Annotated in this window: 18 protein-coding genes and 3 tRNA genes; 11 read left to right on the forward strand and 10 right to left on the reverse strand. The window is 70.8% G+C overall.

What is annotated here, in order from left to right; translation table 11 throughout:
- The 6 genes from AB0C20_RS26205 to AB0C20_RS26230 all read right to left on the reverse strand — a co-directional run.
- The coding region (locus AB0C20_RS26205; RefSeq protein WP_357568946.1) for a glycoside hydrolase family 13 protein at nt 1-1,540 on the reverse strand (1,540 nt) is incomplete at its 3' end.
- 139 nt (nt 1,541-1,679) lie between these two features.
- Nucleotides 1,680-2,567 (reverse strand): carbohydrate ABC transporter permease, encoded by an 888-nt coding sequence (locus tag AB0C20_RS26210; RefSeq protein WP_357568947.1) that lies wholly within the window; start codon nt 2,565-2,567, stop codon nt 1,680-1,682.
- An 11-nt stretch (nt 2,568-2,578) separates the two neighbouring features.
- On the reverse strand, nt 2,579-3,535 hold the full coding sequence (locus tag AB0C20_RS26215; protein ID WP_112586243.1) for a sugar ABC transporter permease: 957 nt from the start codon (nt 3,533-3,535) through the stop codon (nt 2,579-2,581).
- Nucleotides 3,536-3,621: 86 nt separating this feature from the next.
- The gene (locus AB0C20_RS26220) at nt 3,622-5,001 is read right to left on the reverse strand and encodes an extracellular solute-binding protein (RefSeq protein ID WP_357179223.1); all 1,380 of its coding nucleotides are present in this window, start codon (nt 4,999-5,001) and stop codon (nt 3,622-3,624) included.
- A 333-nt stretch (nt 5,002-5,334) separates the two neighbouring features.
- Nucleotides 5,335-6,339 carry a LacI family DNA-binding transcriptional regulator gene (locus AB0C20_RS26225; RefSeq protein WP_112586239.1) on the reverse strand — a complete coding sequence of 335 codons (1,005 nt, stop codon included), beginning with the start codon at nt 6,337-6,339 and terminating at the stop codon, nt 5,335-5,337.
- A gap of 92 nt (nt 6,340-6,431) precedes the next feature.
- A complete protein-coding gene (locus AB0C20_RS26230) occupies nt 6,432-7,919 on the reverse strand; it encodes an NAD(P)/FAD-dependent oxidoreductase (protein WP_357568948.1) in 1,488 nt (495 codons plus the stop codon).
- Nucleotides 7,920-7,999: 80 nt separating this feature from the next.
- On the opposite strand from AB0C20_RS26230, the gene AB0C20_RS26235 reads away from it, so the two are divergent.
- Nucleotides 8,000-9,076 carry a serine hydrolase domain-containing protein gene (locus AB0C20_RS26235; protein WP_357179215.1) on the forward strand — a complete coding sequence of 359 codons (1,077 nt, stop codon included), beginning with the start codon at nt 8,000-8,002 and terminating at the stop codon, nt 9,074-9,076.
- Here the strand turns inward: AB0C20_RS26235 and AB0C20_RS26240 are convergent, their stop codons facing one another.
- The gene (locus tag AB0C20_RS26240; RefSeq protein WP_357568949.1) at nt 9,077-10,402 is read right to left on the reverse strand and encodes a deoxyribodipyrimidine photo-lyase; all 1,326 of its coding nucleotides are present in this window, start codon (nt 10,400-10,402) and stop codon (nt 9,077-9,079) included. It lies immediately after the preceding gene.
- On the reverse strand, nt 10,399-11,322 hold the full coding sequence (locus tag AB0C20_RS26245; RefSeq protein WP_357179210.1) for a phytoene/squalene synthase family protein: 924 nt from the start codon (nt 11,320-11,322) through the stop codon (nt 10,399-10,401). The genes AB0C20_RS26240 and AB0C20_RS26245 overlap by 4 nt, the downstream gene beginning before the upstream one ends.
- A gap of 64 nt (nt 11,323-11,386) precedes the next feature.
- Here AB0C20_RS26245 and AB0C20_RS26250 point away from each other — a divergent pair, with 64 nt between their 5' ends.
- The 8 genes from AB0C20_RS26250 to AB0C20_RS26285 all read left to right on the forward strand — a co-directional run bounded on the left by AB0C20_RS26250 (nt 11,387) and on the right by AB0C20_RS26285 (nt 16,985).
- Complete coding sequence (locus AB0C20_RS26250; RefSeq protein WP_357568950.1) at nt 11,387-12,529, forward strand: polyprenyl synthetase family protein; 1,143 nt, start codon at nt 11,387-11,389, stop codon at nt 12,527-12,529.
- A 28-nt stretch (nt 12,530-12,557) separates the two neighbouring features.
- Nucleotides 12,558-14,039, forward strand: coding sequence for a phytoene desaturase family protein (gene crtI / locus AB0C20_RS26255; protein WP_357568951.1), 1,482 nt, complete (start codon nt 12,558-12,560; stop codon nt 14,037-14,039).
- A complete protein-coding gene (idi, locus tag AB0C20_RS26260) occupies nt 14,036-14,656 on the forward strand; it encodes an isopentenyl-diphosphate Delta-isomerase (RefSeq protein WP_357568952.1) in 621 nt (206 codons plus the stop codon). Before crtI ends, idi begins: the two co-directional genes overlap by 4 nt.
- Nucleotides 14,646-15,596: a MerR family transcriptional regulator gene (locus AB0C20_RS26265; RefSeq protein WP_357179520.1), complete on the forward strand. Its 951-nt coding sequence runs from the start codon at nt 14,646-14,648 to the stop codon at nt 15,594-15,596. Before idi ends, AB0C20_RS26265 begins: the two co-directional genes overlap by 11 nt.
- 75 nt (nt 15,597-15,671) lie before the next feature.
- Nucleotides 15,672-16,454: a polysaccharide deacetylase family protein gene (locus AB0C20_RS26270; RefSeq protein ID WP_357568953.1), complete on the forward strand. Its 783-nt coding sequence runs from the start codon at nt 15,672-15,674 to the stop codon at nt 16,452-16,454.
- Between the two features lie 154 nt (nt 16,455-16,608).
- Nucleotides 16,609-16,681, forward strand: a tRNA-Glu gene (locus tag AB0C20_RS26275).
- Between the two features lie 57 nt (nt 16,682-16,738).
- Nucleotides 16,739-16,812, forward strand: a tRNA-Asp gene (locus AB0C20_RS26280).
- 99 nt (nt 16,813-16,911) lie between these two features.
- Nucleotides 16,912-16,985 (forward strand) — tRNA-Phe (locus AB0C20_RS26285).
- A 338-nt stretch (nt 16,986-17,323) separates the two neighbouring features.
- On the opposite strand, the gene AB0C20_RS26290 is transcribed toward AB0C20_RS26285, so the two are convergent.
- Nucleotides 17,324-18,511, reverse strand: a complete 1,188-nt coding sequence (locus AB0C20_RS26290; protein ID WP_357568954.1) for a hypothetical protein — start codon at nt 18,509-18,511, stop codon at nt 17,324-17,326.
- A 166-nt stretch (nt 18,512-18,677) separates the two neighbouring features.
- Here AB0C20_RS26290 and AB0C20_RS26295 point away from each other — a divergent pair, with 166 nt between their 5' ends.
- A complete protein-coding gene (locus AB0C20_RS26295; protein WP_357179192.1) occupies nt 18,678-19,205 on the forward strand; it encodes an SRPBCC family protein in 528 nt (175 codons plus the stop codon).
- A gap of 12 nt (nt 19,206-19,217) precedes the next feature.
- Here the strand turns inward: AB0C20_RS26295 and AB0C20_RS26300 are convergent, their stop codons facing one another.
- Complete coding sequence (locus AB0C20_RS26300; protein WP_357179188.1) at nt 19,218-19,922, reverse strand: DUF2786 domain-containing protein; 705 nt, start codon at nt 19,920-19,922, stop codon at nt 19,218-19,220.
- Nucleotides 19,923-20,051: 129 nt separating this feature from the next.
- On the opposite strand from AB0C20_RS26300, the gene AB0C20_RS26305 reads away from it, so the two are divergent.
- Nucleotides 20,052-20,492: a hypothetical protein gene (locus AB0C20_RS26305; protein ID WP_357179185.1), complete on the forward strand. Its 441-nt coding sequence runs from the start codon at nt 20,052-20,054 to the stop codon at nt 20,490-20,492.
- Nucleotides 20,493-20,538 lie beyond the last annotated feature (46 nt).

Here is a 20,538-nt window from a genome sequence, read left to right on the forward strand (position 1 = left end):
CGTGGAGTGGTGGTCCGGGGTGGTCGATGAGCCCGTGCTGACCAGCGGGGCGCTGACCCAGGGCCAGATCGCTGGGCTGATCGGCGACAACCTGGCCGCCGCGGTGGAACGCCAGCACCCCGTCCGGGGCGGGCAACCAGGTCAGCTCGCCGTCACCGAGCGCCGGGTCGGCCTTTCGGGCCTGGATCGCCGCCCGGTACAGCTCCAGCATCGAGGCCGAGTCGCCGGTCTGCGCGCTGGCCGTCCGGTCCTTCCAGTCGGCCGGCTGCGGCAGCCACGGCGCCGCGGCACCAGCGGGGCTGAACTCGAACGGCGGCTCGTCCCCGGCCCACGGCAGCGGTACGCGGCAGCCGTCCCGACCGGGGTCGATCCGGCCGGACCGCTCCCACATGGGGTCCTGCCGCATCGCGTACGGGATGTCCTCGACCTCGTAGAGGCCCAGCTCCTCGCCCTGATAGACGTAGGCGGCGCCGGGCAGCGACAGCGAGAGCAGCGCTGCGGCGCGGGCCCGGCGGGTGCCCAGCTCCAGGTCGGTGGGGGTCCCCTCGCGTTTGGCGGCGAAGCTGAACCGGGTGTCCGCGCGACCGTAGCGGGTGACGTGCCGGGTGACGTCGTGGTTCGAGAGCACCCAGGTGGCCGGCGCGTTGACCGGCGCGTGCGCGCTCAGCGTCCCGTCGATGCTCTCTCGCAGGGCCGCGGCGTCCCAGGCGCAGCCGAGGAAGTCGAAGTTGAACGCGGCGTGCAGCTCGTCCGGGCGTAGGTAGTTGGCGAACCGCTGCCGGTCCGGCAGCCACACCTCACCGATCAGCGCCCGGTCGGCGTACTCGTCGGCGACGCGACGCCAGCCCCGGTAGATGTCGTGTACGCCGTCGAGGTCGTGGAACGGATGCGGCTCGTCCTCGCGGACCTCGGGCAGCGTCCCGTCCTTGACCAGGAGCCCGGCCGAGTCGATCCGGATGCCGTCCACACCCCGGTCGAACCAGAACCGCAGGATGTCCTCGAACTCCTCCCGCACCCGGGGGTGGTCCCAGTTGAAGTCCGGCTGCTGGGGGGCGAACAGGTGCAGGTACCAGTCACCGGGGGTGCCGTCCGGGTTGGTGGTGCGGGTCCAGGTCTCGCCGCCGAACTCGCCGATCCAGTCGGTGGGTCGTTCGTCGCCGTTGGGCCCCCGGCCGGGTCGGAACCAGAACAGGTCCCGTTCGGGCGCGCCGGGGCCGCCGGCGAGCGCGGCCTGGAACCAGGGGTGCGCGTCGGAGCAGTGGTTGGGCACCACGTCGACGATGGTCCGAATGCCCAGCGCGTGCGCCTCGGCGATCAGCGCCTCCACCTCGGCCAGGGTGCCGAAGACCGGGTCGATGTCCCGGTAGTCGGAGACGTCGTAGCCCGCGTCGGCCATCGGGGACGGGTACCAGGGGCTGAACCAGATCGCGTCGACGCCGAGCGCGGACAGGTGGTTCAGCCGGGACCGGATGCCGGCGATGTCACCGATGCCGTCGCCGTTACCGTCGGCGAAGCTCCGGGGATACACCTGGTAGATCACGGCTCCACGCCACCACGGACTTCTGTCAGCTGTGGACACGAGCACCTGCTTTCTGCGTCAGTACGTCGGCGGGTTCGCCGGACCTGGTTATGTGTCGGGCGAACGGTCGTTGTTCGCCGCGCGGGAGGACCGGTGGTCGCTATCCCTTGATGCTGCCCGTGGTCAGACCGGACATGATGTTCCGCTGGAAGATCAAGAAGATGATGACAGTCGGGATCGCGGCGATTACCGACGCGGCGATCACCACGTTCATCGGCGTGCCACCCGCGAAGGCGTAGATGCCGACGCTGACCGTCCGGGTCTCGGGCGACGGCATGACCAGCTTCGGCCAGAGGAAGTCCTTCCAGACCGCCGTCACGGCGAAGATCGAGACGACGCCGAGGATCGGGCGCGACAGCGGCAGGATGATCGACCAGAGCGTGCGCAGCGACGACGCCCCGTCCATCAGGGCCGCCGCCATCAACTCCTCGGGGATCGAGTCGAAGAACCGCTTCAACAGGAAGATGTTGAACGCGTTCGCGACCAGGGGCAACCAGATCGCGAACGGTGAGTCCAGCAGGTTGATGTGCACGATCGGCAGGTCGATCACCGTCACGTACTGCGGAACGATGAGGACCATCGCCGGGATCATCAGCGTCCCCAGCATCAGGGCGAGGATCACGTTGCCGAAGATCGGTCGAAGCTTGGAGAGCGAGTACGCGGCGGCGGTGTCGAAGACCAGTTGGAACAGCACCGCGCCGATCGCGTAGTAGAAGGTGTTGAACAGCAGCTTGGCGAGAGCCAGGTTGTTCCACGCGTCGACGTAGTTCTGCGGCTGCGGATCCTTCGGGAACAGCGACGGTGGGGTCTGGGCGATCTCCTGGCCGGACTTGAGCGCGCCGGTGACCATCCAGTAGAGCGGTCCGAGGAAGACGAGCGTGAACCCCGCCACGACCACTACCAGCAGCGTCCAGTAGATGACCCGGCCGCGCCCCCGGCTGAGCTGGGAGTGGGAGATGAGGGTCCGGGTTCCGGAATCCTGTGCCATTCCTCGCCGTCCTAGTCCTGTTTCGCAGTCAGCCGCACGTACACGGCGGAGAAGCCGGCCAGCACCACGAGCATGATCACGCCCAGGGCGGCGGCGCCGTTGAGGTCGTTCTGGAAGAACCCGTGCTGGTAGATGAGGTACGCCACCGAGGTCGCCGAGTCCTCCGCACCCGCGCCGTTGGCGAGGATGAGTGGCTCGATGAAGAGCTGCATGGTGGCGACGATCTGCAACATCGCCAGGAGCGCGAGGATCAACCGGGTCTGCGGGATCGTCACGTGGACGATCCGGCGCCAGATCCCGGCGCCGTCGAGCTCCGCCGCCTCGTAGAGCTCACCGGGGATGTTCTGCAACGACGCCAGGTAGATCAGTACCGCGCCGCCCATGTTCATCCAGGTCGACGCGAGCACCATGGCCGGCATCGTCATCTCGGGCGACTGCATCCACTGCGAGGTGGGCAGGTGCAGTGCCTTGAGGATCGCGTTGAAGAGCCCGGCCTCGCTCGGGTCGTACGCGTAGAACTTGAAGAGGAACAGCGCCGAGGCCGGCGGCAGCATCACCGGCAGGTAGACCAGGATCCGCAGGTACCCCTTGGCGTGGCGGAACTCGTTGAGCAGGATCGCCACGAAGAACGGCACCACGTACCCGAGGGCCAGCGCCAGGACTGTGAAGTAGAAGGTGTTCTGCCAGGCCGTCCAGAAGCTGGGGTCGGCGATGATGCGGGAGTAGTTGTCCCAGCCCACCCAGGTGGTCTCGCCGCGCCGGGTCCGCTGGAAGCTCATGATGATGCCGCGAACCATCGGGTACCAGGAGAAGACGACGAAGCAGAGCACCGCCCCGATCAGGAACGCGTGACCGGTGAGGTTGTCCCGTACCTTGCGGCCGAGGCTGGTGCGCTGTGGCCTCGCCGAGTACGGCGACGGCGGGCGGCCCGGTTTCCTGGGGGTCTCCGGGACGGTGGTGATCGCCAAGGCAACTCCTGGGTGAGTTCGTGACGTCGAGATGTGGTGCGAGTGGCGTGGGGGTCGGGTCGGCGTCCCGACCCCCACACGATCGGTCAGCTCTCGGCGGCGAGGAGCTGGTTGACCTTCTCCTCGGCGGTCTTGAGCAGTGCGTCGATGTTCGAGTTCGGGTTGGTCAGCACACCCGACATCGCGGCGTCGAGCACCGCGTAGACGGCCTGGGCGTTGCGCGGCTCACCCTTGATCGGCACCGGGGTCGCCTCGAAGAGCGCGAAGTTCGTCGTGTCGACGTTCGCGTTCGCCTTGCGCAGCTCCAGCTCCTGCTTCTGCGCGTCACTGCCGTTGGCGAAGAGCAGCGGCTGGGGCAGACCCACCGGGTAGTTCTGCGGCTTGGCCCGGACGTAGTCGAACTGGCCCTTGCCCGGGGTGAGCTTCTGGTAAGCGATCCACTTCAGACCGGCCTTGACCTGCTCAGGAGTGAGGTCCTTCTTGAAGAAGTAGCCCTCGCCACCACCGAGCGTCCCCTTCGCCGCGCCGTCCTGGCCGGGCAGCGGGGCCATCGCCCAGTCCTGGAACTTGCCCTGGAACTGGCTGACGATCGCCTGGGTGGCGTCCGGCGCGCCGATGAACATGCCGACCTTGCCCGCGCCGGCGTTCGTCAGCAGGTCGCCCCACTGGAGCAGCTGACGGGCGCCCATGCTGTTGTCGCCGTACCGCATGTCCTTGAGGTTCTGCAGGACCTGCTTGCCCTGGGCGTTGTTGAAGTCGGCCTTCTTGCCGTCCTCGGTCAGCACCTGGCCACCCTGCGAGTAGAGCAGGGAGGTGAAGTGCCAGCCGCCGGTGTTGCCGGCGCTGTACTCCGAGTAGCCGGCGATGCCGTTGCCGAGCGCGGAGATCTTCTTGGCGGCGGTACGGACCTCGGCCCAGGTCTTGGGCGGGTTGTTCACGTCCAGCCCGGCCTGCTGGAACAGCGCCTTGTTGTAGACCAGGCCCATCGAGTAGTTCTTCACCGGAACGGCGTAGAGCTTGCCGCCGTCGGTGAAGACCTCCTTCAGCGCCGGGTCGACGCTGTCCCAGGTCGCGATCGCGTCCTTGTTGACGTGCGGGCTGATGTCCATCGCCTGACCGGAGTCGAGCACCTGCTGGAGATCGGTCATGTACCCGTAGAAGACGTCGGTCACGGTGCCGCCGGCGAGGCGGGCGGTGAAGTCCGGCGGGTTGTTGCACTGCTCGCCGACGCTGACGCTCTTGATGGTGATGTCCGGGTTCTGCTTCTGGAACTCGGCGACGTCGTCGTTCCAGTTCTTCAACAGCTCTTTCTGGGCGCCGACCGGCTGGCAGTCGACAGTGATGGTGACCTTGCCGCCTGCGTTCGAGCCCTTGTCGTCGCTCTTCGTGGAGCATGCCGTGAGGCTGAGCCCCAGGCCGGCCACGAGCGCAACCGCCGCAGCCTTTCGGTATTGCGGTACGGACATCTGTCCATCCCTTCGGGAACGGGTGACTCCAATGACCTTCGCTGATCTGCGGTGATACGACCTGACGCCCAGTAGCTGCGTCGGAGCCAGGTGTGAGTGGAGTCACTGTAGCGAGGCCGACTCATTTCGGCAAGGTATCGACCCTGTTCCGAAAGGACACGACGTGATGACGACAGATGTTGGCAAGTCGCTGAAAGCAGCCCGTCTTGCGGGCTATTGATAGCTTATGACCGGTCATTCGGCCCGGTCGATGCCGACGATGGCGAGCAACGACGACAACGGCCGCCGACCGCGAGAGGCGGTCGACGGCCGAAGCGTCGTTCGGTGTGGTGCCTAGCGGCCGGGGGCGGGAGCGGTGGAACCCCGCACCACCAACTCCGGCTCGAACAGCAGCTCGTCCTGAAGGACACCGGCACCCTCGATCTGGGTGACCAGCAGATCCACGGCGGCCTGCCCCATCGTCTCGATCGGCTGCCGCACAGTGGTCAACGGCGGATCGGTGCACGTCATGAAGGCGGAGTCGTCGAAACCCACCACCGACACGTCGGCCGGCACCGAACGGCCCAGCCGCCGGGCCGCACGAATCGTGCCCAGCGCGAGCACGTCGCTGGCGCAGATGATGCCGGTCACGCCCCGCTCGACCAACTTCGTCGCGGCGACCCGCGCACCCTCCATCGAGAAGCTGGAGCGCTCGACGCACTCGGCGTCGCCCTCGTCCCAGCCCGCGGCCTTCATCATCGCGTCGAGCTTGCGCCGGGACGGCACATGCCCCTCCGGGCCGAGCACCATGCCGATCCGTTCGTGCCCGAGCGAGCGCAGGTGCCCGTACGCCTGCTCCACCGCCACCGCGTCGTCGGTGGAGACCCGGGGGAAACCCAGCTCGTCCACACCGGCGTTGACCAGCACGACCGGAAGCCCACGGTCGGTCAGCCGCCGGTAGTGGTCGTGTTTGGCGTCGGCGAGCGCGTACGAGCCACCAGCGAAGATCACCCCGGAGACCTGGTGGTCGAGGAGCATCTCCACGTAGTCCATTTCGGAGACACCGCCGATGGTCCGGGCGCAGAGCGCCGGGGTGTAGCCGCGCTGGGCGAGAGTGCCGGTGACGACCTCGGCCAGCGCCGGGAAGATCGGGTTCTGCAACTCGGGCAGCACCAGCCCGACCAGCCGGGCACGTTCGCCGCGCAGCTTGGTCGGCCGCTCGTAACCGAGCACGTCCAGCGCCGTGAGCACTGCGGTGCGGGTCGCCTCGGAGACCCCGTCGCGGCCGTTGAGCACCCGGCTGACGGTGGCCTCGCTGACGCCCGCCTTCTTGGCAACTTCAGTCAACCGCTTGGTCACGGTCGCAATCGTACGTCACCCGGATGAAAGAAATGAACAGCAAATTGCCGGCGTTTGCCGGCGCACTGCTTGATCGCCGCGCGGGGCTGGGGTTAGGACAGGTCACGTAGGGCGGTTTCGATGGCCCTGTGGAAGGTCGGGTACGCGTAGATCATGTGCCGGAGCTGACTCAGCGGCACCGCCGCGTGCACCGCCACCACCAGCGCGGACAGCACCTCGCCGCCGGCCGGGCCGGCCGATGTCGCGCCGATCAGCACGCCCTGGTCGGCGTCCGCCACGAGCTTGATGAAACCGTCGTCGCCGACCCGGTGGATCCAGCCGCGGGTCGAGCTGCCAAGTTTGGTGAAACCCACCTGCACGTTGATGCCGCGTTCGCGGGCCTGCTGCTCGGTGAGCCCGACCGCGCCGATCTCGGGATCGGTGAAGGTCACCCGGGGCAGCGCGCGGTAGTCGGCCCGCGGGACGGTGCCGGCCGAACCGCTCGACCCGCTGGCGGCCAGTGAGCTGGACGCTCCCATCGCCCCGCCGACCACGCTTGAGGTGCCGCTGGCGTCCGCCCCCGCCTTCGCCTGCCGGGCGCGGGCCAGGATGTCGGCGATCACGATCCCCGCCTGGTACATGGCGATGTGCGTGAACGCGCCCTCGCCGGTGATGTCGCCGACCGCCCAGACGTGGTCGGTGACGTGCAGACGGTCGTCGACAGGGAGGTATCGCTGGCTGGCGTCCAGGCCGATCGTGTCCAGACCCAGCTCGGCGAGGTGGGCCTTACGCCCGGTCACCACCAGCAGCCGGTCGGCGGTGAACTCCGCGCCGCCGCCACCGCGCAGTGTGAACCTTGTCCCGTCGTGCTCGACCCGTTCGGCGCGTACCCCGGTGTGGATCTCCACGCCGTCGGCGCGCAGCGCCGCGGCGGCGACCTCGGACGCCTCGGGTTCCTCGATGGCCAGCACCCGGTCGAGCGCCTCGACCACTGTGACCCGCACCCCGAAGCGGGCGAAGACCTGCGCCAACTCCAGGCCGATCGCGCCGCCACCCAGCACGAGCAGCGACTGCGGCAGCTCCTCGACCTCGATCGCCTGGTGGTTGGTCCAGTACGGCGTGTCGGCCAGGCCGTCGATCGGCGGCACCGACGGTCGGGTCCCGGTGCCCAGCACCACCCCGTGTCGGGCCTCGAACACCTGGTCACCGACGCGGACCCGGCGCGGACCGTCGAGCCGACCGCTGCCCCGCACGAGTCGGCCACCCTTGCCGACGAACCGCTCGGCCGCGGCCGTGTCGTCCCAGGTGTCGGTGGCTTCCTCACGGATCCGCTTCGCCACCGGCGCCCAGTCCGGCTGGACCTGCGCCGTCCCGGCGAGCCCGTCGACCCGGCGTGCCTCGGCGAGCGCGTTGGCGGCTCTGATCATCATCTTGCTCGGGATGCAGCCCCAGTACGGGCATTCCCCGCCAACGAGATCCCGTTCGACGCCGACGACGCGCAGGCCGGCCTCGGCAAGTCGCTCGGCCACCTCCTCGCCGCCGACCCCGAGCCCGACCACGACCACATCCACCAGCTCCGGCTCCGCCACACCGAACAGCATCCCCCAGCGACACCACCCCAACCACCGGGGTCGGCGGAAAAGTCGGCACGCGCACCGGCCCGGACGCCTACCGTGGCCGGATGCACGCACGCTTCGCTCCGGTCCGGGACTGCTTCCACGACCTGCTCGCCTCCGGCCGGGAAACCGGCGCCGCAGTGACCATCTGGTACGACGGGCAGCCGGTAGTGGACCTGACTGGCGGGTCCCGCCGCGGCCACGGGCCGGGCGGCGAGCCGTGGCTGCCGGACACGTTGGTGAACGTCTACTCGGTCGGCAAGCCGGTGGCCGCGCTCTGCCTGTTGCTGCTCGTCGACTGGGGAACCGTCGATCTCGACGCGCCGGTGGCCCGGTACTGGCCGGAGTTCCGCACACCCGCCACGGTGCGTCAGGTGCTGTCGCACACCGCCGGGCTGCCGGCCTTCCCGGTGCCCCGACCGGCCGCCGCGATCGCCGACTGGGCGCTGCTCACCGGCGACCTGGCCACCGCCGACCCCGAGTGGGCGCCGGGCACGGTCGCCGGGGAACACGCCTGGACGTACGGGCATCTGGTGGGCGAGCTGGTCCGCCGCGTCGACGGACGGTCGGTGGGCCGGTTCCTGGCCGAGGAGGTCGCCGACCGGTGGCAGCTCGACCTCGGCTTCGGGTTGACCGAGGCGGACCAACTGCGCAGCGCGGACCTGCGGTACGGCGACCCGGGATGGCCGAGCCGGAAGCTCGGCGAGCCGGGCTCGCTGCGGGCGCGGGCGCTGGGCAACCCGGCCGGCGGGCTGGACCTGGCCGTGCTGAACAACCCGCTATGGCGGAGCGCCGAGATGCCCGCCGTCAACCTGCACGCCACAGCGCCCAGCCTGGCCCGGCTCTACGCCGGCCTGCTGGCCGGTGGTGTCCTGGACGGGGTTCGGCTGTTCAGCCCCGAGCTGGTAGCGGAGGCGACACGGGTCCAGTACGACGGGCCCGACCTGGTGCTGGACCGCGACGCCTGCTGGACGTTGGGCATGCAACGGGAGCCGGACGGCAGTTGGGGTATGGGTGGCATCGGCGGCAGCAGCGCGTGGGCCGACCCCGAGCGGGGCTACACCTTCGCGTACGCCACGGCGCACCTCGCCGAGCACGACCGGGTGGACGAGCTGGTCGAGGCGTTGCACTCGGTGCTCTGATCAGCGCAGCCAGACGGGGTCGGTGCCGGGGACCGAGAGGGGCGGTGGATAGTCGAGCGTCTGACGCAGGGCCTCCGGCAGCCGCCACGGTTGGTGGATGGCCTTGCCCTGCACCCCCGCCAGCTCCGGCACCCACCGGCGCACGTAGTCGCCGTCCGGGTCGTACCGTTCGGCCTGCCGGACCGGGTTGAACCCCCGGTAGGGCTTCGTGTCGTTGCCGGTGCCGGCGACCCACTGCCAGTTGCCGGAGTTGTTCGCCACGTCCCCGTCGAGCAGCCAGCGGAAGAACACCGCAACCCCGGACCGCCAGTCCTGCCCGAGGTGCTTGGTCAGGTAGCCGGCGGTGATCAGCCGGGCCCGGTTGTGCATCCAGCCCTGTGCCAGCATCTGCCGCATCCCGGCGTCGACGATCGGCATCCCGGTGCGTCCCTCGGTCCAGGCCGCCAACGCGTCGTCGTCGTAGCGCCACTGTTCGGTGGCACCCCGCCGGTACGCCGCTGTGGAGATCGCCGGGAACGCGGCGGTGACCTGGTAGTAGAAGTCCCGCCAGCAGAGCTGCCTGACGAACGGGCCGGACCTGTCGCCGGCGCGGTTCGCCACCGCCAGCGGCGACACGCAGCCGAAGCGCAGGTACGGGCTGAGCCGAGAGGTGTCGTCGCCGGCCATGTCGTCGTGCTGATCGCCGTACCGGGTCAGGTCGGGCAGCCAGTCGGTGAGCCGCTGCCGGGCGATCCGCTCGCCACCGATGGCCGCGTCCGGCGAGTCGCCCGCCGGCAGCGCCGGCAGCCGGCCCACGCGTACCCGATCGGGCAGCGCGATCCGGCGCGGCGCGGCCAACTCCTCGCGCCACCGGTTGGCCGCCCAGGCCCTGTGGTACGGGCTGAACACCCGGTAGTGGTCGCCGCCGCCACCGGGCCGCAACGCGCCCGGCTCGACCACTGTCAACCCGGGAAACACTCGCAGGTGCAGTCGGTGCCGCTCGCACTCGGCGCGTAGTCGCCGCTCCCGCCGCACGGCGTAGTGGCTGACGTCGGCCGACAGCGCCACGGCGCTGGCACCGACCTCGCCGGCAATCCGGATCGTCTCGGCCACCGGGTCGCCGTGCCGGACCACCAGGTCGCCACCGCGCTCACGGAGCTGGTCGCGCAGGTCGGCGAGGGCCTGGTGCAGGAAGCGGGTGCGGTTGGCGGAGAGGTCGGCCAGCGCCGGGTCGAGCACGTACAGCGGCACCACCTGGTCGAAGGCCGCGCAGGTGGTGGCCAGCGCCGGGTGGTCGTGCACCCGCAGGTCGCGGGTGAGGAGCACGATCGCCGTGCTCGCGGTCACCGGCTCTCCGGCTGGATCGTCGGCCCGGGGATGACGACCGGCGTACCGGTCGAGCTGAGCAGGGCCCGCGCGGCCACCGCCATCCGTCGCCGCTGCGGCACCAGGGCACGCCGGACGAAGACGTCGTAGTCCTGCGCGGCCACCTCGTCGAGGATGCCGCCGTAGAGGGCGTACGCGGTGCGCATGCAGGCCTGCGAGGCGGGCGCCAGCATGGTGATGCCCGGTGCGGCGGCGGCGTAGTGCGCCTGGGCGCGGGTCACCTCGTACTCGATCAGCTCGCGGATCCGTGAGGTGACGCGGCCCCGGGCGCGGGCCTCGGCCAACTCCTCACGGGTGACCCCGAACTTCGCCATGTCCTCGTCCGGCAGGTAGGTGCGGCCCCGGTCGAGGTCCTCGGCGACGTCCCGGATGAAGTTGGTGAGCTGGAAGGCGAAGCCGAGTTGCCGGGCCGGCTCCCGGGCCGCCACCGGGTCGGAGCTGCCCAGGATCGGCAGCATCATGGTGCCGATGACCGCCGCCGAACCCTCCATGTAGTCGAGCAGGTGGTCGTAGGTCGGGTACGCCGTGACGGTCAGGTCCATCGCCATGCTCTTCAGAAACGACGCAAAGTCGTCCCGGTCGAGATCGAAGACGGCGATCGTGTGCAACACGGCCGGCAACAGGGGGTCGTCGACGGGCGCACCGTGCAGACCGGCCACGAACTGGCTGGCCCAGCGATCCAGCAGGGCGGCCCGCTCGGCCGGCGGCAGGTCCTCGGTGCGGTCGACGATCTCGTCCGCGTACCGCGTGAACCCGTAGAGGGCGTGCACATGTCGTCGTTTCCAAGCGGGGAGCAGGCGCGTGGCGAGATAGTAGGTGCGGCCATGGCGTTTGTGCAGCTCACGGCACCGGTCATAGGCAGCGGTGAGATCAGTTTCCACCGGCCCTCCTCCATTATCGACGCACCAATCGACGCAACTCGTAGCCTAGGGTACGCTCAGCCGCATGGCCAACGACGCAGTTGCGGGCAACGTGACCCGCGTGGCGCCGACAGGGCCGGGGGACGGGGACGATCCGGTCCGCGCCGTTCTGGCTGCTTATACCCACGATCTGGTCACGGCGGTCGACGAGACCCTGGACGCCTTCCTCACCGCCGAGGTCGACACCCTCAACGACATCGACGCGTCGATGGGCAGCTTCGCCGCCACCGCGCGGGAGGCCGTCCTGACCGGCGGCAAGCGGATCCGCTCCACGTTCGCCTACTGGGGGTGGCGCGGGGCCGTCGGTGGCACCGCGGCGCTGCCACCCGTGCTGCCCGCGCTGGCCGCGCTGGAACTGCTGCACACCTTCGCGCTGGTGCACGACGACGTGATGGACGCGTCCACCACCCGCCGCGGCCGGCCCACAGCGCACATCGCGCTCGCCGAACAGCACATCGCCGCCGGCCACCGAGGTGATCCCGGCCGATTCGGTGAGGCCGTCGCCGTGCTCATCGGCGACCTCTGCATGGTCTGGGCCGACCAGTTGCTGGCCCACGCCTCGGTGCCGTCGACGCGACTCTTCGAGGTGCGCCGCTGCTACGACCAGATGCGTGTCGAGACGGTCGCCGGGCAGTATCTGGACGTGCTCGGCGAGAACGACCCGGGCAGCTGGTCGGTCGACCGCGCACTGCGGGTGGCCCGCTACAAGACCGCCAGCTACACCGTCCAGCGACCACTACTCTTCGGCGCCTGCCTGGCCGGAGTGCCCGCCGACGACCCGCTGGTCTCCGCGTACACCCGTTATGGCCTGGCTGTCGGCGAAGCGTTCCAGCTCCGCGACGACCTGCTCGGCGTCTACGGCGACCCGGCGGCCACCGGCAAGCCGGCCGGGGACGACCTCCGCACCGGCAAGCCGACCACGCTGCTCATGCTGGCCCGTGAGCTGGCCACGCCGGCCCAGCTCACGGCGTTGGAGCGGGCCGGCGGCGGACCGGTCGACACGCTCGCCGCGCTGGTCGCCGAGACCGGCGCGGTGACCCGGGTGGAGCAGATGATCGCCGAGCGGGTCAGCGACGCGCTGGCCGCGCTCGACGCCGCACCCGTGGACCAGACGGCGCGGACCGCGTTGACCGGGCTGGCCACCGCCGCCGCCAACCGGCGAGCCTGATGAGCGACTTGAGCGAGGAGGTGGTCACGTGCGGACGGTGACAGGACGGACGGACCGGGTGGTGGTCGTCGGTGCCGGGCTGGGCGGGCTCGCCTGCGCGCTGCACCTGGCCGGCAGCGGTCGACAGGTGACAGTGCTGGAGCGCGAGCCGGTGCCCGGCGGGCGAGCCGGGCGTCTCGGCGTGGACGGCTACGAGTTCGACACCGGCCCGACAGTGCTCACCATGCCCGACCTGATCGCCGAGGCACTCGCCGCGGTCGGCGAGGAGCTGCACGACTGGCTGGACCTGACCCCGCTCGACCCCGCCTACCGGGCGTACTACCCGGACGGCTCGACCCTCGACGTGCTCACCGACACCACCCGGATGGCGGCCGAGATCTCCCGGGTCTGCGGGCCCCGGGAGGCCGACGGCTACCTGCGGTTCGTCGAGTACGCGCGGGAGCTGTGGCGGCTGGAGCGCACCGACTTCATCGAGCGCAACCTGGACGCACCGACCGACCTGATCACCGGCAACCTGCTCAAGCTGCTCAGCGGTGGGGCCTTCCGGCGCCTCCAGACGAAGATCAACCAGTTCTTCCGGGACCCGCGTACCCAGCGGATCTTCTCCTTCCAGGCGATGTACGCCGGCCTCGCCCCGCACGACGCGCTGGCCATCTACGCGGTCATCGCGTATCTCGACTCGGTGGCCGGGGTCTACTTCCCACGCGGCGGCATACACGCGGTCTCCAGGGCGATGGCCGGCGCGGCCGAGAAGCACGGCGTGCAGATCCGGTACGACACCACTGTGACCCGGGTGGAGACCGTGAACGGTCGCGCCACCGGCGTGCTCACCGCCGACGGCGACCTGGTGCCGGCGGACGTGGTGGTGCTCAACCCCGACCTGCCGGTCGCCTACCGGGACCTGCTCCCCGCCGCGCCGCAGCGCCGGCTCACCTACTCGCCGTCCTGCGTCGTTCTGCACGTCGGCTCCCGACAGGCCTATGCGAAGATCGCCCATCACAACATCCATTTCGGACGCGCGTGGAAGGGCACCTTCGATGAGGTCATCCGACGGGGTGAGCTGATGACCGATCCATCGCTGCTGGTGACCAACCCCAGCCGGACCGACCCCGCCGTGGCACCACCGGACCGACACACCTACTACGTGCTCGCCCCGGTGCCCAACCTGCACCGGGCACCGTTCGAGTGGCGTGGCGACCTGACCCAGCGCTACACCGACCAACTGATCGGCACCCTGGAGGAGCGCGGCTACGTCGGCTTCGGCGCCGGGGTCGAGGTGCTCCGGGCGATCACCCCCGCCGAGTGGGAGGAGCAGGGGATGGCCGCCGGCACCCCGTTCGCCGCCGCGCACACCCTCTTCCAGACCGGCCCGTTCCGCCCGTCCAACCTGCACCGCGACCTGCCGAACGTGGTCTTCGTCGGCTCCGGGACCCAGCCCGGCGTCGGCGTACCGATGGTGCTCATCTCCGGCAAGCTCGCCGCCGGCCGGATCACCGGGGAAGGCCGATGAGCAGCCGCGAGAAACACCTCGTCGAGCTCGTCGACGAGACCGGCAGTGCCCACGGCGAGACGACAGTCGCGGCCGCGCACCAACCACCGGGGCAGTTGCACCGGGCCTTCTCGGTGTTGCTGGTGGACCCGGACGGCCAGGTGCTGCTCCAGCGCCGGGCCGCCGTCAAGACCCGGTTCCCGCTGCGCTGGGCCAACTCCTGCTGCGGCCACCCCCAACCCGGGGAGTCACTCGCCGAGGCTGCCAACCGACGGCTGAGCGAGGAGCTGGGCGCGGGCCCGGTCGAGCTGACCGAGGTCGGCAACTACGTCTACTACGCCGAGGACCCGGCGACCGGTCGGGTCGAGTTCGAGTACGACCACGTACTGCGCGGCGAGTTCCTGCCCGGCGCTCCGCTGCTGCCCGACCCGGACGAGGTGGCCGAGCTGCGGTGGGCCGACCCCGCCGCACTGGAGGCCGAGTTGAAGCTCGACCCCCGGTCGTACGCGCCCTGGCTGGGCGGGGTGGTGAACCGCTTGCTACGCCCCGCGGAGTCCCGGTCGGGAGCAACCGGCCCGGCCATGACGCCGCCCGGATCGTCGGCGGATGACACGGCGGAGCGGTCGGGTGGTCGATGAGGCGCTGAGCGCGGGCGCTGTCGCACGTCGGTTGGGGGTCGCGGTGACGACCCTCCGCACCTGGCACCAGCGCTACGGGCTCGGGCCCAGCGAACACATCCCCGGTCACCACCGCCGGTACACACCCAGTGATCTGGCCCGTCTCGAGATCATGCGCCGGCTCACCGCCGAGGGGGTGAGCCCCGCCGAGGCGGCCCGCTGGGCCCGCCAGGCACCGGACCCGATGCCCAACGGCACCGGCACCGTCGCCCCCGTCCGGATCCAGCCGACCGGCCGTGACGGCGGCGGCTCCATCCCGGTCGGCCGTGCCGGTCCGGCGGCCCGCGGGTTGGCCCGGGCCGCCATGCGACTGGACGCGGCGGCGATCAGCGAGACGATCGCGCACGCCCTGGCCGCCAGCGGGGTCGTCGCCACCTGGGAGGGCCTGCTGCGCCCGGTGCTCGCCGGCATCGGCGAACGACACGCAGCCACCGCCGGCCTGATCGAGGTGGAACACCTGGTGTCCCGCTGCGTCTCGGAGGCGCTCGCGGCGGCCAGTCGGGCAAACGTCCCCACCGGGCCGGCCCGGATCCTGCTCTCCTGCGCCGACGAGGAGCAGCACACCCTGCCGCTGGAGGCGTTGGCGGCAGCTCTCGCGGAGGCCGGTGTCAGCTACCGGATGCTCGGCGCCCGGGTGCCGGTGGCCGCTCTCGTCGAGGCGGTCAACCGGACCGGACCGGCCGCCGTGGTGCTCTGGTCGCACACCCGGGCCACCGCCGACCCGACCCAACTCAGCGCGCTGCTCGCCGCGCCCCGGCGCCCACTTCTGGTGCTCGCCGCCGGCCCCGGCTGGCGAGCCGACACGCTGCCCGCCGGGGTGGTGCGGCCGGTCGACCTGGCCGAGGCGGTCTCGCTCTCCGCCGCCGTCCGCGACTCCCTGGACCAGTCGAGGCGTGATTGATCGCACTGTCGCTGGATCGCGGCGTGAACTACCGTCGGGCGGGTCCGCCTACCCCGACCCTCCGGGAGCGAGCAGATGCAAGCCCGCGCCGTCCTGGCGTCCGTCCTCGCCGTGGCGCTGCTCCTGTCCGGCTGCGCCCAGCCGACCCGCACCATCACACCCGCCGCCGCTCCAAGGCCGGTGGAGTCGACCACGCCACCCACCCCGAAACCGCACCCCAGCGTCACCAAGCCGGCCAAGCCGCCACTGCGGCCGCTGCCGGCCAAGCTCCCCTCCGGCCTGGGGCGCAACACCGGCGTACGCCCGGTGGCCCTGACGTTCGACGACGGGCCCAACCCGGCCTGGACACCCAAGGTGCTCGACCAGCTGAAGGCCGCCAAGGTGACGGCGACCTTCTGCGTCGTCGGTCGCGAGGTGCAGCGTCACCCGGAGTTGGTCCGGCGGATCGTCCGGGAGGGACACCAGCTCTGCAACCACAGCTGGCGTCACGACCTCGATATCGCCCGTCGACCTGTCGGCGAGATCCGGGCCGACCTGGACCGCACCAACAAGGCCATCCAGAAGGCCGCTCCCGGCGCGAAGGTGTCGTTCTACCGGCAGCCCGGCGGCCGGTGGACGTCGGAGGTGATCGGGGTGGCCAAGGACCTCGGCATGCGCCCGCTGCACTGGTCGGTCGACCCGCAGGACTGGGACAAGCCAACAGCGGCCACGATCGGCAAGCGTGTCCACGCCGCCACCCGGCCCGGTGCGATCGTTCTTCTGCACGACGGAGGCGGTAATCGGGCCGCGACCCTCGCCGCGTGCCCGAAGTTGATCGCCGACCTGAAGCAGCGCTTCGGCATCACCCGACTCCGCTAGAACTGCTCTGACCTGCGGTTATGACCCGTCCCAAGCCCTTGCCGACACCGATTTTGTCGACCGACGGAGCATCACGTATGCTTTCCAAGCCTCCGGCGGGGCCGGATGGGAGCAAGTCCGCTTGAAGTTGCGAATGTGCAATGATGGCGGGGCCGCCCTCATCGTCTAGCGGCCCAGGACGCCGCCCTTTCAAGGCGGTAGCACGGGTTCGAATCCCGTTGGGGGCACGACCGGCGCAAGCCGGAGCAAGGTACGACCGGCGCAAGCCGGAGCAACACAAGCTAGGTCCTGTGGAGCAGTTGGAGTGCTCGCCGCCCTGTCAAGGCGGAGGTCGCGGGTTCAAGTCCCGTCAGGACCGCAGCGCTGACGCCGCGCCCCGCGCGGCGTTCTGCGTATCGGAGCAGGTCGCCTTGCCGCCGGTTCGTCCGGTTGCCGGGTAACATGAGCCGAGCGACACGGCCAGGTAGCTCAGTTGGTACGAGCGTCCGACTGAAAATCGGAAGGTCGGCGGTTCGACCCCGCCCCTGGCCACATAGCCTTTCGCCGGGCTACAGAGGTCCCCGCCAGCGGAAACGCAGGTGGGGATCTTGCTTTTGCGGGTCGCGGTCTACCTGACTCTTGCGGGTCGCGGTCTCAATGACCAGCCCCTGCCCGGCCTGCGTGATCGACCCCCGCCGGCCGGCGTGATCAACACGACTTCCTTGAAGTCGCGGTGTCCCAGCAGGCGCAACACCGCGTGTTCAAAGAAACCGAGTCGATCATGCCCGCGGTCACCCCCGCATCGGGGCAGCGCTGTGGACGTGACGCGCGAACGTGCGGCGGACGTGACGCGCGACCGTGCGGCGGACGTGACGCGCGACCGTGCGGCGTCAGTGGTCGCGGCGACCCTGCGGACGATGCTGGGCCACGCTGCCCTGGATCGCCTCCCACACGCTGCGTCCGGCCTCTCGCAGCGTCTCCCCCGCCTGCTCGGCGAACTGGGCTGCGCTCTGCGCCGCAGCCTGCGCCGCGCCCGGCAGACCACCGTCACCATCCCCGGAGGGGTTCGGCCCGGACGCCGCCGACTGGCCGGTCTTGTTGCCAACCTCCCCGGCGGCTGGCCCCGTCGATCCCCCGAGGTGCTGCTGGTTCCGGCCCGCCGCAGGGTGCTCCCCGTCACCCGCGCCACGCGGCCCCTCAGGCCGCCGACCCTCCGACTGCTGGCCCTGCCCACGCGGCCCCTCAGGCCGCCGACCCTCCGACTGCTGGCCCTGCGACTGCCGACCCTGCGGCTGCTGGCCCTGCGGCTGCTGGCCCTGCGGCTGCGCCTGGTCGGCCGGCCCTGCGCCGCCGGCTCGCGGCCCAGGGCCGCCAGCACCCGGTCCCGCGCCGACCGAACCAGCCCCAGACCGACCCGCATCCGGCCGATCAGAACCCAGACGGCCACTGCCGGACTGATCGAGACCCGGGCGATCGAGACCCGGGCGATCGAGACCCGGGCGATCGAGACCCGGGCGATCGAGACCCGGGCGATCGAGACCCGGGCGGCTAGAACCCGATGGCCGACCTGGACCCGGCCGGTCGGAACCCAATCGGTCGCGGTCGGCCACCGGGCTGGCCGCGCCGACCTGCCCGCCCGGTTCGTCGCGTACGTCGTCCGTGCGTCGACGCGATGCCTTGACCTCCGCTGCGCCTGCGGCCAACTGCTGGGCGCTGCGGTTCACGTCGTCGACGGCGGTGCCGGCCGTGCGGGCGAGCGCATCGATGATGTGCGGGTTGTGGTCGAGCGTGTCGAGCGCGCGGCCCAGGATTCTGGTCAGCTGCTCCAACCGCACCCGCAGCTGCGCCTCGGCGTTGACCCCGTCGATGTTCAACTCGCCGCCGTTGAGGTGCACCCGTACGCCGGCGTCGACCTGGAGCAGGTTGGCCACCCGGGCCCGCAGCGACAGGTCGGCCTCCAGGCCGTCGACCGCCAGTCGGATGGAGTCGACGGAGACCTTCGGAATGTCGAGCAGGACGTCCGGGTTCCCGTTGTCGACGTTCCGGTCCGGCTCCCGCTGCTGCCCACTGTCGCTCATGCTCTCCCGCCCCACCTGCACACCAGCCCGGTCGTCCGGGCTGTTGGGCGCGGTTACCCGCTTTCCGGCGGGCCATCCCGTCCGTGACGGCTCAACGACCCTCTGTCTGGAACCGGGCACCGCACGAAGCTGCACACCGAGGCATCAGCCGGTATGGTCCGGGCCTATGGGACAGGAATTGACTGATCCGGCCGACATCCGGCAGGACGTCGGCCAGTTCTCTCTCCGGTGCAGCCTTCTCGTCCCGGGCTCCCCCGAGCACGCGTTCGCGGTCTTCACCGACGAGCTGACCGACTGGTGGGTCACCGAATACACCTGGTCCGGCCCGGACGCGCTGGCCGAGCTGGGCATGGAGCCCCGGGCCGGCGGCATGCTCTACGAGTTGGGCCCGTACGGTTTCCGCGCCGACTGGGGCCGGGTGCTCACCTGGGATCCGCCTCGCCGGCTGGTCTTCGTCTGGCAGATCGGCCCCGACCGGGCGCCGGTGCCGGACCCGGCCCGCGCGAGCGAGGTCGAGGTGCTGTTCAATGCCGAGGGGCCGGAACACACCCGGGTCGAGCTGGAGCACCGGCACTTCGACAGGCACGGCGAGGCTGCCGAGGGTTACCGCAAGGCGCTCACGGCTGGCTGGCACGAGTTGCTCACCCGCTACGTCGCCACTGTGTCGCGCCACCGCCCCGGCACGACGGCCTGACGACCCGCCGGGTCACCGGCCGAGCCGCCGACCGGCGGAGGCGCCGCCGAGGTCCCGACCACCAAGGTTCGCGCGTTGGCCGGCCTCCGCCCCGGAACCGAAGCCGGTGCCGCCCAACCGACGTGGCGGTGCGGTACGCAGCCGTGGGTACTCCTCGGTGAGCCGGCGCTGCACCCGGTCGGATCGGTCGGCCAGCACCAGTGCCATCGACGGTGCGCCCGACTCGCTGGCCGCCGCCGACTCGGCCGCCCAGAGTCGACCTCCGACCACCTCCGCGAAGCCGGCCAGCCAGGAGCGACGGAAGGCGGCGGGGTGGTCGTCCGCGGGCACCTCGGTGGCGGCCAGGCCGTGCGCCGCCTGGACGAGCAGTGAGGTGAAGAGCAGGTCGACCCGTTCCAGGTCACTGGCGAAGCCGAAGAGGTGCAGGGCGAAGCCGTTGCCCTGCCGACGGCGTACGCAGCGGCAGCGCAGCGGCTCGGCCACGGCGGCGAGCAGGCCGACCTTGTCGCGGGCGTACGGGGCGACGACGTCCAGCACCCGATCGCCCACCGGGTCGGTGGTCGGGTCCCGGGCGGCGAGCAGCGCCCTGTCGACGCCGTAGCGGGCGATCAGCTCGGTCGCCTTGGCGGTGAACGCGGCGGACTCGGCGGGCGTGCAGGCCGGGTCCTCGGCCTGGGCCAACAGCTTGCGCACCTTGCTGAGCATGGCCTCGGACATGCCTACAGAGCTACCACACGGGCCGGACATCACCGGGGCCGCGCGGTGATCGATCGATACGTATCATCGTCACGGCCAGATGATCAGTCCGACACGGACGGTCAGCCAACTGTTTGGAGGAACGAACGGATGCCATCCCCGACCGCTCGTCTGCTCGCCGTCGCCACGGCCACCGCACTACTCTCCGTCGGCACGCCCGCGCGGGCGGAGCCGACCACACCGACCACGCCGGTCAGCTCCGGGCCGAACGCGTTCGCCCCGCTCGCCACCTGCTACGGCGGCGCGGTCCGGTCGTACTTCGAGACCGGACGGTACGGCGGCTCAGCCGGCCAGTACCGCACCACGACGCGCTGTCGCGACATCAACGTGCGCAACGCGAGCGTGTACGCCACCGACGCGTGCGTGATCTTCGTCGACAAGACGAGCGCCTGCAACTACTGGACCTACCTGCCGGCCAACTCGGGCTGGATCACGGTGGCGACAAACGTCCGGGACGGCGTCAACTTCCGGGTCCGCTTCGAGAACCTGCGGTACGAGTACGAACCGCTGATCGCGTACCACGCGTTCTGACCGACCCGCGCGGTCGCGGCGTCCGCCCCCCGACGGACGCCGCGAC

Origin of the sequence: Micromonospora sp. NPDC048843 (genome assembly GCF_040649965.1) — a bacterium.
In the GTDB taxonomy this organism is placed as follows: domain Bacteria; phylum Actinomycetota; class Actinomycetes; order Mycobacteriales; family Micromonosporaceae; genus Micromonospora; species Micromonospora hortensis.